This is a genomic window from Bradyrhizobium guangzhouense (genome assembly GCF_004114955.1).
GTDB classification, from domain to species: Bacteria; Pseudomonadota; Alphaproteobacteria; order Rhizobiales; family Xanthobacteraceae; genus Bradyrhizobium; species Bradyrhizobium guangzhouense.
In genome coordinates this window covers 6,076,581-6,092,158 of record NZ_CP030053.1, presented here as the reverse complement: position 1 = coordinate 6,092,158, position 15,578 = coordinate 6,076,581, and the positions used below count along the sequence as shown (strand labels likewise).

Below are 15,578 nucleotides of genomic sequence, written 5' to 3'. Positions count from 1 at the left end.
TTGGACTGAGCTTCCCCCGGATTTATTCCCGACATGACTGATTTTCGCGGCGTCTTCCCCTATCTCGTCTCGCCAATCAGCGCTGACGGCACGGTGAGGGCCGATGTGCTCGCGAGGCTCTGCGACGATTTGATCGGCGCCGGCGTGCATGGGCTGACGCCGCTCGGCTCGACCGGCGAGTTCGCCTATCTCAATGCCGCGCAGCGCATGGCGATCGTGCAGACCACGATTGAGGCGGCAAGGGGCCGCGTGCCTGTCGTGGCCGGCGTCGCCTCCACCTCGACGGCCGATGCCGTGGCGCAGGCGAAGGCCTATGAGAAGCTCGGCGCCGACGGCATCCTGGCGATCCTCGAGGCGTACTTCCCGCTCAATGATGCCCAGGTCGAATCCTATTTCCGCAGCATCGCGGATGCCGTGGACATTCCCGTGGTCATCTACACCAATCCGCAATTCCAGCGCTCCGACCTGACCCTCGATGTCATCGCGCGGCTCGCCGAGCATCCGCGCATCGGCTACATCAAGGACGCCTCGACCAACACCGGGCGGCTGCTCTCGATCATGAACCGCTGCGGCGATGCCTTGCGGGTGTTCTCGGCCTCCGCCCATATCCCTGTTGCGGTGATGCTAATCGGCGGTCTCGGCTGGATGGCGGGGCCGGCCTGCATCATCCCCCGCCAGAGCGTCAAGCTCTACGATCTCTGCCAGGCCGGCCGCTGGGACGAGGCCATGGCGCTCCAGCGCAAGGTGTGGCGCATCAACGAGGCGTTCGCCCGTTTCAATCTCGCTGCCTGTATCAAGGCTGGCCTTGCGATCCAGGGTTACGATGTCGGCGATCCCGTCCTGCCGCAGGCCGCGCTGACGGCCGAGGCACGCAAAATCGTGGAAGCGGCGCTCAAGGAGCTCGCTTAGCCCTCCTGACATGACGAATCCGTGGTCCCGCCGCCTAAAACCGCGGCTGGTCTCGCATGGCTCGATCCGCTAAAAGGCTGCCCGCATTTCAAGAGACCCTGAGGACCCCACGGAATGAACATTCTTCCCGGCAATTTGCGTTTCGGAGCGGGACAGCCCGTCAAGCGTTTGGAAGACCAGCGGCTGCTCACCGGGAAGGGGCAATTCATCGACGACAAGCCGGAAGATGGCGCGCTGTGGTTGCACGTGCTGCGCTCGCCGCATGCGCATGCGAACATCGTCTCGATCGACACCAGCGCTGCCGCATCGATGCCCGGCGTCACTGCGATCTACACCGGTGCCGATTTGATCAAGGACGACGTCGGCACCATTCCGACGTTGAGCATCTTCAAGCGCCCCGATGGCAAGCCGATGACGGTGCCGCCGCGGCGGCTGCTCGCGCATGAGGTCGTGCGTTACACCGGCGAGGCCGTGGCCGCAGTGGTGGCTTCGTCGCGTGCGGAAGCTCAGAGCGCGGCCGAGGCGATCGTGGTCGAATACGACGTGCAGCCCGCTGTGGTCGATCCGGTCGAGGCCGTGAAACCCGGCGCGCCGGTGGTGTGGCCTGAGGCGCCCGACAACATCGTCGGCGCGATGAGCTATGGCGATGCTGCCAAGGTCGACGAGGCTTTTGCCAAGGCCGCCCACACGGTCGAGCTCGATCTCGTCAGCCAGCGCCTGGTACCCTCCGCGATGGAGCCACGCTCGACCATTGCCGAGATTGACAAGAAGACCGGCCGTCTCCTGCTTCATGTGCAATCGCAGACCCCGGCCTCGACCCGCGACGTGCTTGCCGAAGCCGTGCTGAAGCGTCCGAAGGACAGCGTGCGCGTGCTGGTCGGCGATATCGGCGGCGGGTTCGGCCAGAAGACCAATCTCTATCCGGAGGACGGCATCGTCGCCTATGTCGCGACCAAGCTGAACAAGAAGATCCGCTGGCGCGGCGACCGCACCGACGAATTCGTTGGCGGCACCCACGGCCGTGATCTCACCTCGACCGCGTCCTTCGCGCTGGATGAAAAAGGCAAGGTGCTGGCCTATCGCGTCACCTCGATCGGCTGCACCGGCGCCTATTCCTCGGGCGCTGCCAACATCATTCCGCTCGTGCTCGGGCCGTTCGTGCAGACCGGAGTCTATGACCTGCCGCTGGTGCATTTCGAGGTCAAGTCGGTGATGACCCACACCGCGCCGGTCGGCGCTTATCGCGGCGCGGGCCGTCCCGAGGCTGTCTTCATCGTCGAGCGCCTGTTCGACGCTGCCGCGCGAAAAATCGGCATGGATCCGCGTGCGATCCGGAAAGCGAACTACATCAAGCCGGCGCAGCTGCCCTACACCAACGCTGCCGGTCAGGTTTACGATTCCGGCGCCTTCGCGCACATGCTCGATCGCGCCGTGAAGCTTGCGGACTGGGACGGCTTTGCCGCGCGCAAGAAGGCCGCGAAGAAGAAGGGCCTGCTCTACGGCCGCGGGCTCACGTCCTACATCGAATGGACCGGCGGCCGCGCGCATACTGAAAAGGTCACGCTGCAGGCGACCTCGCAAGGCCGTGTCGTGCTGCATTCCGGCACTCAGGCGATGGGGCAGGGGCTGCAGACCACCTACGCGCAGATGATCTCCGACACGCTCGGGATCGCCATGGACAAGATCGACGTCGTGCAAGGCGATACCGATCTCGCCATGGGCTTTGGCAGCGTCGGCTCGCGCTCCCTGTTCGTCGGCGGCACGGCCGTCGCGGTCTCCTCCACCGATCTGATCCAGAAGGCGCGCGAGAAAGCGGCTAACGTGCTGGAGACCTCGGTCGAGGACATCGAATATCAGGGCGGCATGCTCACCGTGGTCGGCACCGATCGTCGCATCAGCCTGTTCGATCTCGCCGAAAAGGAAAGCGGCGCAAAGCTCAGCGTCGATTCCGAAGGTGAGGTCGATGGTCCCAGCTGGCCGAACGGGACCCATATCTGCGAGGTCGAGATCGACCCCGAGACCGGCGTCTCCAAGGTCGTGCGCTACACCACCGTCGACGATGTCGGCGTCGCCGTGAACCCGATGCTGGTGACGGGGCAGATCCATGGCGGCGTCGCGCAGGGCATCGGCCAGGCGCTGTATGAAGGCGTGTCGTACGATGCCGACGGCCAGCTGCTCACCGCGAGCTACCAGGACTATTGCATTCCGCGCGCCGACGACGTGCCGCCGATCGTGGTGACGCTGGACGATTCCGCTCCCTGCCGCACCAATCCGCTCGGCGCCAAGGGCTGCGGCGAATCCGGCGCCATCGGCGGTCCGCCTTGCGTCACCAACGGCGTGATGGACGCGCTCGCCGAGCTGGGCATCACCCAGCTCAACACGCCGCTGACGCCGCAGAAGATCTGGAAGGCGATCAGGGACGCGAAGGCGGCGGGATAGGACTTCAGCGTAGCCCTGATTGCGGTGCGAAATCAGGGCCGCGCTGTTTCGACGCCGTCATTGCGAGCGCAGCGAAGCAATCCAGCGTCCCTCCGCGGAAAAAGTCTGGATTGCTTCGCTGCGCTCGCAATGACGAAGGAGCGAGCCGAAGCGCTCAAATCCCCAGCATCATCTTCGCGATGATATCGCGCTGGATCTCCGAGGTGCCGCCGAAGATCGTGTAGGCGCGGCCGTTGAGATATTCCGGCACCACCGTCAGCATGTCCTCGGGCAGCGCGGACTCGTGGTTGAGCTTGTAGAGCGGGCGCATCGGCTCGACGGCAAGCGCGTCGTGGCCGATCACATCGGCCCCTAACCGCGTCACGGCCTGCCGGATCTCGCTGTTGCGCAGCTTCAGGATCGAGGACACCGCGCCGGGATTCTGCCCGGTCTGAAGCGCCGAGAGCACGCGCAATTCCGTCATCTCCAGCGCGTCGATGTCGATCTCGACCTCCGAGATCCGCGTCGCGATATCGGGGCTATCGATGGCGCGTCCCGTGAGATCGGACTCCGCAAGCTCGGTGATGGCCCGGAGCCCTTCACGCAGCTTGGCTGACGCAATGCCGGAGCCGCGCTCGAACTCGAGCAGATATTTGCCGTAGGTCCAGCCCTTGCCCTCATCGCCGACGCGGTTGGCGACGGGCACGCGCACATCGTCGAAGAACACCTGGTTGACCTCGTGGTCGCCGCCGATGGTCAGAATGGGCCGCGTCGTGATTCCAGGCGTCTTCATGTCGATCAGAATGAAACTGATGCCGTCCTGCTGCCGCGGCCCGTCGCTGGTGCGCACCAGCGCGAACATGCGGTTGGCGTGATGCGCATGCGTGGTCCAGATCTTGGTGCCGTTGATGATGTAGTCGTCGCCGTCGCGCACTGCGCGCGTCTTCAGCGAGGAGAGATCCGAGCCCGAGCCCGGCTCGGAATAGCCCTGGCACCAATAGTCCTCACCGGAGAGAATCCGCGGTAGGAAAAAATTCTTCTGCTCGGGCGAGCCGAAGCCGATGATGACGGGACCGACCATCTTCACGCCCATCACGTTGACGTTGGGCACGCCGGCCCGCGCGCATTCGCTCTCGAAGATCCAGCGCTGCGCCGGCGTCCAGTCGGGGCCGCCATGTTCGACCGGCCAGCCCGGCGCGCCCCAGCCGCGGCTGTGCAGCGCGCGCTGCCAGGCCATCCCGATCGGGGGATCGGAGAACACCGATGGCGTCAGCGCGGTGGCACGCTTCATCTCCTCGGTGAGATTCTTGGCGATGAAGCTGCGCACCTCGCCCTGGAAGGCGCGCTCCTCGGCATTGAACGACAGGTCCATGATGCGCTCCTCTCAGGCTGAAGCAGTGGCGCGGCCAAGCTGGGCGTGGCGGGCATAGTGGTGCGCGCTGCCGCCGAACAGCGTGTCGAAGGCGACAAGGCGCTTGAAATAGGCGCCGACCTCGAGCTCCTCGGTGACGCCCATGCCGCCGTGAAGCTGGATCGATTGCTCGCCGACGAAGCGAGCGCATTTGCCGATCTTCGCCTTCGCAGCCGATGCAGCGCGGGCACGCTCCACCGGCGTGCCATCCGCTTTCAATGCGGCGCGCAGCGCCATCGAACGGGCCTCGTCGACCTGGATTGCCATGTCGGCGAGGCGATGGCGGATCACCTGCTTGGCGGACAGCGGCCGGCCGAACTGCTTCCGGATCTTGGTGTACTCGAGCGTGGTGTCGAGCAGAGTCTGCATGATGCCGACGGCCTCCGCGCCGAGCGCAGCCATCGCGCGGTCGACCGCCCATTCGATTGCGGGCAGTGCGTCCCTGCCGTCGCCGAGCAGCGTATCCTCCGGCAAATGCAGATCGGACAGCTCGATGTTGCAGGCGCGCCCGCCGCCGAGGCGAGGGTAATCGGAGATCGCAAGTCCCTGCGCCGTCGCCGGCACCAGAAAGAGGCCGATGCGCCCCGAGGGTCCGTGATGATCGTGCAGATGCGCGGAGACGATGATCTCGTCGGCGGCATGGCCGTCGAGCACGGCGATCTTGCTGCCCGATAGGCGCCAGCCTTGCGCCGTCTTGGTCGCTGATGTCGCGACCTTGGCGAGATCGAACCGCGCGGCGCGCTCGGTATGCGCAAACGCAAGCTTCATTGAGCCGTCCGCGATCTTGGGCAGGCTCGCCTGCTTCTGCACCGTGCTGCCGCATCGCTCGATCAGCGCGGCGCCCAGCACAATCGTCGCAACATAGGGTTCGGACACCAGCCCACGACCAAACGCTTCCATCAAGATGCCGATCTCGACCGGCCCGCCGCCGAGCCCGCCAAACTCCTCCGGGATCGGCAGCGCCAGCCAGCCGAGCTCTGCGAACTGTTTCCACACATGAGGGCTGAAGCCGAGCGGATCGTTCGCCATCTTGCGGCGGTGGTCGGCGTCGTAGCTCTCGGCCACGAAGCGCTCCGCGCTTTCACGCAGCAGCCGTTGTTCGTCACTGAGATTGAGATCCATGGCGCTTACTCCGCAGCCGCCGGCTTGCGCACGGAGGGATGCAGTCCTGAGGGATCGACCACCATGCCGAACTCCTGAAGATTATGGGCGTGACAGAGCTGATGTAGCGCGAAGGCCTGGTCGATCGCGGCGGGCTGGCCCATCACGTCGACGGAGCGGTTCACGGCCTCCTTGGTCAGCTTCAGTGCAAAGGACGGCTTTGACGCGATCCGGCGCGCCAGCTCCAGCACGCGCGATGGCAGCTCCGCGGGGGGCACGACCTGGTTGACCATGCCGAGTTGGTACGCCTCCTGCGCGCTCCAGCTGTCGGCGGTGAACAGGAATTCCTTGGCCTTGCGCGGGCCGAGCTCCCAGGGATGCACGAACCATTCGACGCCGCAGACGCCCATCGTCACGACGGGGTCGCAAAACTGCGCATCGTCACTGGCAACGATGAGATCGCAAGCCCAGGCCAGCATCAGGCCGCCGGCGATGCATTTGCCGTGCACTTCCGCGATGGTCGGCTTGGCGAGATTGCGCCAGCGCCGCGTGATCTGGAGATATATTTCCTGCTCGCGCGCAAAGCGGCCGTGGGCGTTCGCTTCCGCAAAGCCGCCCCAATTTCCTATCGGCGGAAAATCTGTGCCTGCGGCATTCTTGGTCCCGGGGCGAAGGTCGTGACCGGACGAGAAATGCGGCCCATTGCCGGCGAGGATAATCACCTTGACCGTATCGTCCTGCACCGCTTGGTCGAAGGCGGCGTTGAGATCGTAGGTCATTTGCAGGTTCTGTGCATTGCGCGCCTCGGGGCGGTTCATCACGACCCTGGCGATCGCCGGCTCCGGCCGCTCCACCAGGATGGTCTCGAACGAGGACATGGCGCGCTCCCGTGCTGTTCTTTCGTCTTGTTTGCCAAGACGACTTGTTTGCCAGGAGTTGACTATGTCGTGTGCTGATAGGCAAGGGGCTTGCGTCAGCCGGCTGCTTTTCACGCCGCCCGCGCGGGATATCTGGCGTTGTACGCGCTCGATCTGGTAGCTTGCGGGCCGATTCCACCGGGAGAAATTTGATGCGCAAGATCCTGACCGTGCTGGCAACGCTGGCTTCGCTCAGCCTCACCAATTGCGGCTACAACGCGATCCAGAGCCAGGATGAGCAGATCAAGGCCAACTGGTCCGAGGTGGTGAACCAGTATCAGCGTCGCGCCGATCTCGTGCCCAACCTCGTCAACTCGGTGAAGGGCTTTGCGCAGCAGGAGAAGGACGTGCTGCTTGGCGTCACCAATGCCCGCGCCAAGGTCGGCAGCATCCAGGCGACGCCCGAGGTGTTGAACGATCCCGCCGCCTTGCAGAAATTCCAGGCGGCCCAAGGCGAGCTCTCCAGCGCGCTGTCGCGCCTCCTCGTGGTGACGGAGAATTATCCGCAGCTCAAGTCGGATGCGCTGTTCAGGGATTTGATGTCGCAGCTCGAGGGCACCGAGAACCGCATCACGGTCGCGCGCAACCGCTACATCAAGTCGGTGCAGGAATACAATGTCACGGTCCGCTCGTTTCCGAATAACCTGACCGCGATGATGTTCGGCTACAAGGAGAAGCCGAATTTCTCGGTCGAAAACGAGAAGGAAATCTCGACCGCACCGAAGGTCGATTTCAACGCGCCCGCGCCGTCGAAGTAAGCGCGCGTCGTTTTGCGAATGCGCTTCACCCCACCCACCGCTGTCATTGCCCGCGCAGGCGGGGAATCCGGTACGCTGCGGCTTCTCGGTGATCCGCTGGCGTCTCTGGAATACTGGATCGCCCGGTCAAGCCGGGCGATGACAGCGAGATTGTGGCATGCGCTTGTGGCATTCGCGCTCCTCTTCGTCTTTGCCTTCCCCGCCCTCGCCGACGTCGCAGTGCCGCAGCTCACCGGCCGCGTGGTCGACCGGACCGGCACGCTGTCGAGCAGCGACATCGCCGCGCTGTCGCAGAAGCTCGCCGATTTCGAGACGCGCAAGGGCAGCCAGATCGCGGTGCTGATCGTGCCGACGACGGACCCGGAGACGATCGAGCAGTTCTCGATCCGGGTCGCCGAGACCTGGAAGATCGGCCGCAAGAAGGTCGACGACGGCGCGATCCTCGTGGTCGCCAAGAACGACCGGCACCTGCGCATCGAGGTCGGTTACGGGCTCGAAGGCGCGCTGACCGACGTCACCTCGCGGCGGATCATCGACGAGGTCATCACGCCGAAATTCCGGGAGGGCGATTTCGCCGGCGGCATCTCGGCCGGTGCCGAGCGGATGATGCGCGTCGTCGATGGTGAGCCGCTGCCCGCTCCCTCGCGCAGCGTGAATTTCGCCAATCTGGACGATATCGGGCCACTCCTGCCGGTCGCGCTGTTTGCTTCGCTCATCGTCGGCGGCTTTTTGCGCACGCTGCTGGGACGATTGCTGGGCTCGGTCGCGACCGGGAGCGTGATCGGCCTCCTGGCGTTGCTCATCCTCGGATCCGGCGCGCTGGCCTTGCTCGCCGGGATCATCGGCTTCGTCTTGTCCTTCATCGCCGATCTGTTTCCGGCATCGACAGGGCCCTCGCGCGGCGGTTCCCGGTCGAGCGGCTCCTCGTCCGGCGGCTGGAGCAGCGGTTCATCATCCAGTGACAGCGGCAGCTTCAGCGGAGGCGGCGGCAGCTTTGGTGGCGGCGGCGCCTCGGGGAGCTGGTAGTCATGGGCATCGGGCGTATCACCAGGCATCTCCTCCAGCACCATTGGCGTGCGAAGCAAGTGTTTCCGCAAGACGCGCTCGAGCGTATCGAGCAGGCGATCAAGAAAGGCGAAGCGACGCATTCCGGCCAGGTCCGTTTCGTCGTCGAAGGCGCGCTCGATGGTCGGCCGCTGTTCCGCAACCAGCACGCGCGCGAGCGCGCGCTCGATGTTTTCTCGCATTTGCGGATCTGGGACACCGGGCACAACAACGGCGTGCTGATCTACCTGCTGCTCGCCGACCGCGACGTCGAGATCATCGCCGACCGCGGCATCGATGCGAAGGTCGGCGCCGCGGGCTGGGAGACGATCTGCCGTGCGATGGAGGCCGAGTTCAGCGCAGGCCAATTCGAGCGCGGCGTGACTGGCGGTATCGCGGCGGTGTCGCGGGAGCTGGCGAGGCACTATCCACCGGGAGGGCCGCATCCGAATGAGCTGCCGGATGCGCCGGTGGTGATGTAGGCCGAGTTGATAACCCACACTCCGTCATTGCGAGGAGCCCTTGCGACGAAGCAATCCAGACTGTCACCGCGGAAAGATTCTGGATTGCTTCGCTCCGCTCGCAATGACGGGATTAGCAACGGCGCGTGCCTCAATCATCCAGCTTGTTCAAATCCCGCACCGACTGCATGATCGGCTCGAAATTCGAGCGCGCATCCAGCGCATCGAACAATTGCGCGGTGTCTTCCAAGAGGCCGTGCGAGCGCGCAATGGCAGTGCGCACGTCGTCCTGCGGCGTATCCGACAACCGTCCGTGCCCCGACAGCAGGAGCTTGGTGTTCAGCCCCTTGATGCGCTCCAGCGACTGGATGTAGTCGGCGATGCTGCCCGAGCCGAACACGCCGCCCATCACGCCACCGGGCATCAAGGTGTCGGCTGCGAACAAGAGGCCCTTGTCCTGGTCGAACAGGGTGATGCAGGCGGAGGTATGGCCCGGCGTGTACATCACGTTGAGGCGGAAATTGCCGAGGTCGATCAGATTGCCTTCCTCGAGCCAGATGTCGATATTGATGGGCACGTTCGGCTCGTTGAACATCTTGCGCAGCATTGAGAAGTCGTCGCGCAGCATGATCTTGTTGGCGGCGAGCCGGTGGGCTGCGACATAGGTGCGGCGCTCGTTGAAGTGCCAGGCCGCACCGATATGGTCGAGGTGCTCGTGACTCAGCACCACCATGTCGATCTTTTCAGGTGGGCATCCGGCGAAGGTCAGACACTCCACCATCGCCGGATAGTTCGAGGACAGGCCGACATCGATCAGGATGGTGCGCGCCGAGCCACGCACCAGATAGGCGTTGGCGGCGCGGTTGGAGAAGCGGATCTGATAGACGTCATCGGCCGCCTGGATCAGCGAGCAGATGTCGTTCTTCATCAGGATCGGGAATGCGGTCGGCTTGCGCTCGCTCATGATTGCGCCGCCCGGTAGGTGACCGCGTTGGAAGCGCGCAGGCGTTTCGACAGCGCGTCCATCACCATCAGCGCGAATGCCGGTTGCTGGCTGACGAGATAGACAAAGCGCGCGTGGTTGATCCGCATCACCCGCGTGTTGGGCGCCGACGCGATCGCGGTCGCCGAGCGAGCCGAGCCGTCGATCACGGCCATCTCGCCGAAGAACTCGCCCTTGCCGAGCTTGATGATGCTGGTCTTGCTGGTGCCGCTCATCTTGGCGATCTCGACCTCGCCGTCGAGCACGACAAACAGTTCGCGGCCGGTCGAGCCCTCCTCGAAGATGACGTCATCCACATCAAACGCGTTGATGCACTTCTCGATCGTCATGGCACCCCCTTGGCACCCCCCAAACGCCTTCTGGCTGACGGGACGGCTCATGTTAACCGGGGAACCGCGGCGGGCAAATAACCCCCTTCGGCTAAGCAGGCAATCTACCGCAGGGCAGCATCGTCTGACGATTTGTTGCACGCCGCCACCCCGGTTCCACTTTCCCGACCCAATTCGGCCTCGGACGAGTTCCTAAAATTTCGGTAAGCGGGTCCCGAGGTAAGGAATTCGCAAGCAATGAAAGTTACCAAAAGGTCAACCTAGACTGGAGTATTTGAGCCGTGAGCGAACCTGTGTCCGACCTGGCCGGCCAAGCGATCAAAGACCGGACGAACGACCGGACTGGCGCCGTTGACGCCGCCGGCATCGAGGCCCCCTCGATCGCCCCCGACCATGAGACGCCGCCCAAGCCTGATCCGGTCAAGCCCGATCCGGTCAAGGCGGATGCTCCAAAGCTCGAGCCGTCAAAAATCGAGGTCCCAAGGTTCGAAGCGAGAGCCGAGCCCAAAGCCGAGGCAAAGCCCGGTAAGCTGATCGTCATGGCGCCTTCGGAGCGGTCGTGGAACCGCGACGAGTACGCCCCGCATGTCGAGGCCGATGAGGTGCGTGACACCGGCGGCAAGCGTCGCCTGTCGGCGATGGCCGCGGTCGTCGCAATCGCGGCCTGCGTCGGCGCCATCAGCGGCGCGCTCGCGACCGCCGGCATGATGCATTTCGCGGCCAGCCCGGCGCCGGCGCCGGCTCAGGTCGCCGACACCAGCGCGCTGGATGCCTCCGTCGCCCGGATCGATGCCGACATCGTCGCGCTCAAGGCCAATGTCGAGCACAGCTCGAAGACCAGCCTCAGCCAGTTCAACCGCGCCAACGACCGCCTCGACAAGCTCGAGAAGGCGCAGGCCGAACCGTTGGCCAAGCTGGCAAAGCTGTCCGAGACGGTCGACAAGCTCCGCGCCACGCCGCCGGCCGCTCCCACGCAAGCCGCCGCCGCGTCCGCCAAGGAGACCACCGGCACGATCGCGCCGGCCGCGACCCAGGCGGCTGCTGTTGCGCCGGCTGCCGTGCCGCCGGCGTCCGCCGCGCCCAAGACCGAGGTTGGCCGCCTGCCGACGATCGACGGCTGGAGGCTCCGCGACGTCGCCAATGGCGGTGCGCTGATCGAGGGCCGGGGGGGCTTGTACGAGGTCTATGCCGGTGATCCCATCCCCGGTCTCGGCCGCGTCGATGCGATCCGGCGCCAGGACGGCCGCTGGGTTGTCGTCACGCCGCGAGGTCTGATCGTCGCGCGCTAGGCTTCCGATAAGCGATTTCCGCAAAGGCGCTTCACCACCGCGTGAAGCGCCTTTTTACTTGAATAGGCCGTCAGGCGCGGTGTTAGTGGAGGCATGAGCCGCGCGCTGCGAATTCTCCTGACCGCCATATTGTTGTTGGGCAGCATCCTATCGCTCTCGGCAGCGGAGAACGCGCCGCTCGCGCGCGGCACCGCGATCACCGATCCCGATCTGCTGAAGAGGCTCGACCAGAGCGATGCGCTGTCAATCTCGCGCCTGTTGCAGCCGGAGCGGAACGCCACTGTTCTGACGAGCGACCAGCTGTTCGCGTCGCTGCCGCAGCTCAAGGAGATTCTTCCCGCAATCGATGCTGAATTCGATCGCTACATCGCGCAGCACAAGCAGGCGGTGCCGAGCGAGACCATCGGCGTCGGCGATGGTTTTGACGTTCAACTGTTCGATCGTTTCAATCTGACATCCGCCGACACGCGCTTCGTGCTGGCCGGCATCGTCAACCGCATGGACCGCGCCTATGTGTCCGAGGAATCCTGCGGCGAGATCCGGCTGATCTATCGCCTGGCGCGATTCGAGCCCGGGCCGGATGGTGGCGGCACCGCGACGCGCCTGCCGATGACGTTCAACCTGGTGATGAAGGCGCGCGATGCGCGCCAGACCGACGCGAGCGGCAAGCCCATCACCTGCACCGAGGTGGCGCGGCGCTGGCTCGACAATGGCGACTGGCAGGGGCTGATCGGCAGCCACGCTGCGCCTTATGATGCGATGATCGACCGCATCGAGACCAACATCCAGATATCGATCGCGCCAAAATCGGCGCTGCACGATTTCCGCTCCGACTATCTGCTCAAGGTGTTCAGATACGACCCTGGGACCAAGACGTTCGTGGAATCGACGCTGGAAAACCAGATCGATCGCGACCGTATCCTGGCCGATGAGGCGCTCCGGCGCGACTTCAAGGCCTGGCTGCTCGAGCCTGCGAATCTCCGCGAGTTCGATCGCGGCACCGTGCTGATCCCGGAGAAATACCTCGCCAAGGCGGCGGTGGCGCCGACGCCTGCCGGTCTCGATGGCTCAACGTTGCAGCCGGAGTTCGGCCTGGTCGAAGGCGAGGGCAACAGCGATCCTGTCTTCACCGACAACGACGTCGTCGGCGCGCTGAAGCAGGCGGCGGCGCGCGGCATCACAATGGAGAACATCCGCTCGGTCGCGGGCTTCCAGCGCCGCCTCAACGATGTCACCTGCTCGGGCTGCCACCAGACCCGCGGCATCGGCGGCTTCCACTTTCCGGGCGTGGACTGGCTGACCGAGGGGGCGTCGAACGCCACCATCGTGCCCGCCTCGCCGCATTTCTTCGGCGACCAACTCCGCCGCCGCGATATCCTGACCGCCTTCGCTGGCGGCAAACAGCCTGATTTTTCACGCGGATTTGCCAGCCGGCCGCAAACACGCGGCAGCCGGGAGCTTGCCGGCACCGAATATCAAGACGGCTGGGGCGCGCATTGTTCCCTGCAAAACCCGGGATCGGGAACGGCCGACAAGAGTTTTACGTCATGGACCTGTGCTAAAGGTCTCACCTGTCAGGCTGCGGCGGCTTCGAGCCGCATTGGCATGTGCTTCATCAAGACGCGTTAGGGCGTGATCCGGAAAAGTGCGTAGCGTTTTTCCGCAAAGATCCCGCACAAGACAGAGCCCCCCAACCGATTTGGATGATCCATGACGGACACCAGCGACGCCAACAAGGAGCGCAATCGCGAGATCGCGCGCAATGAGGAAGCCAAGCAGGTCGCCGGCAGCGTCCGCGTCAGCACCACGGCGGTCGCAGTGGTCGTCATCATCGGCGGCATCCTGTTCACGCTCGGCTGGCTGGCGCTGAGATAAACGACACCCTCACTTCGCGTAATTCGTCATCCGCTTGCCGGGCAACAGCTCATACGCCGGCCTCCAGCCGGGCAGTGCGGCCATGCGGCGGAGCCAGGCGTGGATGGCCGGATGGCTCGCCGCAAAATCAAAGCCGTGCTCGTCGCTGGGATAATGCAGATAGGCCATCATCGAGATATCGGCGATGGTCGGCTTGGTGCCGATCGCAAACGCATTGCGCTGCAGGTGGCCGTCGAGAATGCCGAGGAAATCGTCGAGCCGCCGGCGAAAATGCTTCAGCACCTGCGGATCGTTTGTCTCGGTGAAGGCCCGCATGAAGCGGTAGGTCGCCATGTAGCCGGTGAGCTTGTGGTTGTCCCAGAACAGCCAGCGCAGCAGCTCGAATTTTTCGGCCTCGGTCTTGGCACCGAAACGGCCGTATTGCTCGGCAAGCTTGAGCAGGAGAGGGGCCGTCTGCGTCATCTTCACGCCGTCGACCTCGAGCACGGGAATTTCGCCCATCTCGTTCACGCTCGCCCGCCACGCGGCCGTGCGCGTGACGCCGCCGCCGAAGTCGGTCCATTCAGGTTCAAACGTCTCGCCGCAAAGCGTCAACATCAACGCGAGCTTGTAGCTGTTGCCGGATTCGGGGAAGTAGTGCAGACGATAGTGCGGCATGGGATCTCACGGCGTTCGTGTTTTGCCGATGTTATAGCGAGATGGTCCCACCTCGTCATTGCGAGCGTAGCGAAGCAATCCAGCAATGCATCCGCGGTGACACTCTGGATTGCTTCGCTGCGCTCGCAATGACGGGGTTAGAGCGGGCGCCCCTTACCCCACCGCCCCCTTCGCCCGCAGCGCTTTGATCGCGGCCTCGTCGTATCCGGCGCCGCGCAAAATCTCGTCACTGTGCTCGCCGACGCCGGGCGGCTTGCGCGGTTGCACCTTCTTGGTGCCGTCGATCCAGATCGGAGAGTTGATGGTGAGCATGGTGTCGTTCTCGAACGGCACCAGCACCTCGTTGTCGAGCATCTGCTTGTCGTTCGGGATGTCGTCCAGAATACCGACGATGCCGAACACCAGTCCGTTGCCGTCGAGGATCTTGCGCCATTCGGCGAGATCCCTGGTCGCAAACGTCTCGTCGAAGATCCTGATCAGCTCCACCGAGCGGGCGTGACGGTCGGGCTTGGTGGCAAAGCGCGGATCGTCGATCAGGTCCTCGCGTCCCAGGCATTTGGCGAGCGTCGGCCACTGCTTCTCCTCGCTGAGCAGCGACAGGATCAACCAGCGGCCGTCCTTGCACTGATAATGGTTGGCGACCGCATTCAGCGCGCGCTCGCGCGGGCGCCGCTCGCCGAACTTGGCGCCGCAGAGCTTTGCCTGCGCCAGCACGCTCGCCGCCCAGACGCCATTGGCCATCAGATTGGACGCGACATGCGAGCCCTTGCCGGTCTTCTCGCGCTGATAGAGCGCGGTGACGATCGCGCTGTACAGTGCCATGGCGCAGGGATGGTCGCCCATGCCGGCGACCGAGCGGGCCGGCGTCGTGTCGGTGTCGGCGCGAACGAGGTCCATCAGGCCGGAGCGCGCCCAATAGGCGTTGCTGTCGAAGCCGGGCTTGTTGGCCTCCTCGCCCTTCTCGCCATAGCCGGTGAAGGAAGCATAGATCAGCCGGTCGTTGAGATGGGCGAGATGGTCGTAGGTGATGCCGAGCTTGGTGCGCACCGGCGGCGGCATGTTGGTGATGAAGACGTCGGCTTCTTCGACCAGCTTATAGAGCACGGCCTGGGCCTCGGGCTTGGAGAGGTCGAGCGCCAGGCTCTTCTTGTTGCGGGCCTCGAGCAGCCAGGCGAAATTGTGCTCGCCGGTGGGATAGCCGGGCAGATTGGGCAGATTGCGGTAGGGATCGCCTGCGCCGGGCGGCTCGATCTTGATGACATCGGCGCCGAAATCGGACAGCACGGTGGCAGCTGCCGGCGCCGCGATGAAGCTCGCGCAGTCCAGAACCTTCAGCCCTGCAAAAATGCCTTTTTCCATTGCGGCGTTGCTCCCTCGCTCTTGTTGTTTCCCGCCGGCTGGAATTC

15 protein-coding genes are annotated in these 15,578 nt (G+C 64.5%); 8 read left to right on the top strand and 7 right to left on the bottom strand.

Annotation, left to right across the window (positions count from 1 at the left end; translation table 11 throughout):
• The first annotated feature begins 33 nt into the window (after window positions 1-33).
• Together XH91_RS29015 and XH91_RS29010 are read left to right on the top strand one after the other, a co-directional pair.
• Complete coding sequence (locus XH91_RS29015; protein WP_128953769.1) at window positions 34-909, top strand: dihydrodipicolinate synthase family protein; 876 nt, start codon at window positions 34-36, stop codon at window positions 907-909.
• Between the two features lie 114 nt (window positions 910-1,023).
• Window positions 1,024-3,348 (top strand): xanthine dehydrogenase family protein molybdopterin-binding subunit, encoded by a 2,325-nt coding sequence (locus XH91_RS29010; RefSeq protein WP_128953768.1) that lies wholly within the window; start codon window positions 1,024-1,026, stop codon window positions 3,346-3,348.
• Between the two features lie 154 nt (window positions 3,349-3,502).
• On the opposite strand, the gene XH91_RS29005 is transcribed toward XH91_RS29010, so the two are convergent.
• Genes XH91_RS29005 through XH91_RS28995 form a run of 3 tightly spaced genes read right to left on the bottom strand, consistent with a single transcriptional unit; the run spans window position 3,503 to window position 6,717 of the window.
• Window positions 3,503-4,699, bottom strand: coding sequence for an acyl-CoA dehydrogenase family protein (locus XH91_RS29005; protein ID WP_128953767.1), 1,197 nt, complete (start codon window positions 4,697-4,699; stop codon window positions 3,503-3,505).
• 12 nt (window positions 4,700-4,711) lie between these two features.
• The gene (locus tag XH91_RS29000) at window positions 4,712-5,860 is read right to left on the bottom strand and encodes an acyl-CoA dehydrogenase family protein (protein ID WP_128953766.1); all 1,149 of its coding nucleotides are present in this window, start codon (window positions 5,858-5,860) and stop codon (window positions 4,712-4,714) included.
• Window positions 5,861-5,865: 5 nt separating this feature from the next.
• A complete protein-coding gene (locus XH91_RS28995) occupies window positions 5,866-6,717 on the bottom strand; it encodes an enoyl-CoA hydratase (RefSeq protein WP_128953765.1) in 852 nt (283 codons plus the stop codon).
• A gap of 191 nt (window positions 6,718-6,908) precedes the next feature.
• Here XH91_RS28995 and XH91_RS28990 point away from each other — a divergent pair, with 191 nt between their 5' ends.
• The 3 genes from XH91_RS28990 (at window position 6,909) to XH91_RS28975 (ending at window position 9,040) form a co-directional block, all read left to right on the top strand.
• Entirely contained in the window at window positions 6,909-7,514 is a 606-nt protein-coding gene (locus tag XH91_RS28990) for a LemA family protein (RefSeq protein WP_128953764.1), read from the top strand.
• Window positions 7,515-7,652: 138 nt separating this feature from the next.
• Entirely contained in the window at window positions 7,653-8,540 is an 888-nt protein-coding gene (locus XH91_RS28980) for a TPM domain-containing protein (protein WP_164934024.1), read from the top strand.
• 2 nt (window positions 8,541-8,542) lie between these two features.
• Complete coding sequence (locus XH91_RS28975) at window positions 8,543-9,040, top strand: TPM domain-containing protein (protein WP_128953762.1); 498 nt, start codon at window positions 8,543-8,545, stop codon at window positions 9,038-9,040.
• Window positions 9,041-9,170: 130 nt separating this feature from the next.
• Here XH91_RS28975 and XH91_RS28970 read toward each other — a convergent pair whose 3' ends face one another.
• Window positions 9,171-9,983: an MBL fold metallo-hydrolase gene (locus XH91_RS28970; protein WP_128953761.1), complete on the bottom strand. Its 813-nt coding sequence runs from the start codon at window positions 9,981-9,983 to the stop codon at window positions 9,171-9,173.
• Window positions 9,980-10,351 (bottom strand): Crp/Fnr family transcriptional regulator, encoded by a 372-nt coding sequence (locus XH91_RS28965; protein ID WP_128953760.1) that lies wholly within the window; start codon window positions 10,349-10,351, stop codon window positions 9,980-9,982. Before XH91_RS28965 ends, XH91_RS28970 begins: the two co-directional genes overlap by 4 nt.
• A 302-nt stretch (window positions 10,352-10,653) precedes the next feature.
• Between XH91_RS28965 and XH91_RS28960 the strand changes: the two genes are divergently transcribed.
• The 3 genes from XH91_RS28960 (at window position 10,654) to XH91_RS39055 (ending at window position 13,515) form a co-directional block, all read left to right on the top strand.
• Window positions 10,654-11,640, top strand: a complete 987-nt coding sequence (locus XH91_RS28960) for a hypothetical protein (RefSeq protein WP_245477367.1) — start codon at window positions 10,654-10,656, stop codon at window positions 11,638-11,640.
• A 93-nt stretch (window positions 11,641-11,733) separates the two neighbouring features.
• Window positions 11,734-13,269, top strand: a complete 1,536-nt coding sequence (locus tag XH91_RS28955; RefSeq protein ID WP_128953758.1) for a hypothetical protein — start codon at window positions 11,734-11,736, stop codon at window positions 13,267-13,269.
• Between the two features lie 81 nt (window positions 13,270-13,350).
• Window positions 13,351-13,515 carry a hypothetical protein gene (locus tag XH91_RS39055; RefSeq protein ID WP_164934023.1) on the top strand — a complete coding sequence of 55 codons (165 nt, stop codon included), beginning with the start codon at window positions 13,351-13,353 and terminating at the stop codon, window positions 13,513-13,515.
• A 9-nt stretch (window positions 13,516-13,524) separates the two neighbouring features.
• On the opposite strand, the gene XH91_RS28950 is transcribed toward XH91_RS39055, so the two are convergent.
• On the bottom strand, window positions 13,525-14,172 hold the full coding sequence (locus XH91_RS28950) for a glutathione S-transferase family protein (protein WP_128953757.1): 648 nt from the start codon (window positions 14,170-14,172) through the stop codon (window positions 13,525-13,527).
• A 153-nt stretch (window positions 14,173-14,325) separates the two neighbouring features.
• Entirely contained in the window at window positions 14,326-15,531 is a 1,206-nt protein-coding gene (locus XH91_RS28945) for a CaiB/BaiF CoA transferase family protein (RefSeq protein WP_128953756.1), read from the bottom strand.
• Window positions 15,532-15,578 lie beyond the last annotated feature (47 nt).

What these genes read in the sequence shown, in the direction of transcription:
- XH91_RS29015 (WP_128953769.1), top strand. Translation starts at nt 34, where the DNA reads ATGACTGATTTTCGCGGCGTCTTCCCCTATCTCGTCTCGCCAATCAGC.
- XH91_RS29010 (WP_128953768.1), top strand. Translation starts at nt 1,024, where the DNA reads ATGAACATTCTTCCCGGCAATTTGCGTTTCGGAGCGGGACAGCCCGTC.
- XH91_RS29005 (WP_128953767.1), bottom strand. Translation starts at nt 4,699, where the DNA reads ATGGACCTGTCGTTCAATGCCGAGGAGCGCGCCTTCCAGGGCGAGGTG.
- XH91_RS29000 (WP_128953766.1), bottom strand. Translation starts at nt 5,860, where the DNA reads ATGGATCTCAATCTCAGTGACGAACAACGGCTGCTGCGTGAAAGCGCG.
- XH91_RS28995 (WP_128953765.1), bottom strand. Translation starts at nt 6,717, where the DNA reads ATGTCCTCGTTCGAGACCATCCTGGTGGAGCGGCCGGAGCCGGCGATC.
- XH91_RS28990 (WP_128953764.1), top strand. Translation starts at nt 6,909, where the DNA reads ATGCGCAAGATCCTGACCGTGCTGGCAACGCTGGCTTCGCTCAGCCTC.
- XH91_RS28980 (WP_164934024.1), top strand. Translation starts at nt 7,653, where the DNA reads ATGACAGCGAGATTGTGGCATGCGCTTGTGGCATTCGCGCTCCTCTTC.
- XH91_RS28975 (WP_128953762.1), top strand. Translation starts at nt 8,543, where the DNA reads ATGGGCATCGGGCGTATCACCAGGCATCTCCTCCAGCACCATTGGCGT.
- XH91_RS28970 (WP_128953761.1), bottom strand. Translation starts at nt 9,983, where the DNA reads ATGAGCGAGCGCAAGCCGACCGCATTCCCGATCCTGATGAAGAACGAC.
- XH91_RS28965 (WP_128953760.1), bottom strand. Translation starts at nt 10,351, where the DNA reads ATGACGATCGAGAAGTGCATCAACGCGTTTGATGTGGATGACGTCATC.
- XH91_RS28955 (WP_128953758.1), top strand. Translation starts at nt 11,734, where the DNA reads ATGAGCCGCGCGCTGCGAATTCTCCTGACCGCCATATTGTTGTTGGGC.
- XH91_RS39055 (WP_164934023.1), top strand. Translation starts at nt 13,351, where the DNA reads ATGACGGACACCAGCGACGCCAACAAGGAGCGCAATCGCGAGATCGCG.
- XH91_RS28950 (WP_128953757.1), bottom strand. Translation starts at nt 14,172, where the DNA reads ATGCCGCACTATCGTCTGCACTACTTCCCCGAATCCGGCAACAGCTAC.
- XH91_RS28945 (WP_128953756.1), bottom strand. Translation starts at nt 15,531, where the DNA reads ATGGAAAAAGGCATTTTTGCAGGGCTGAAGGTTCTGGACTGCGCGAGC.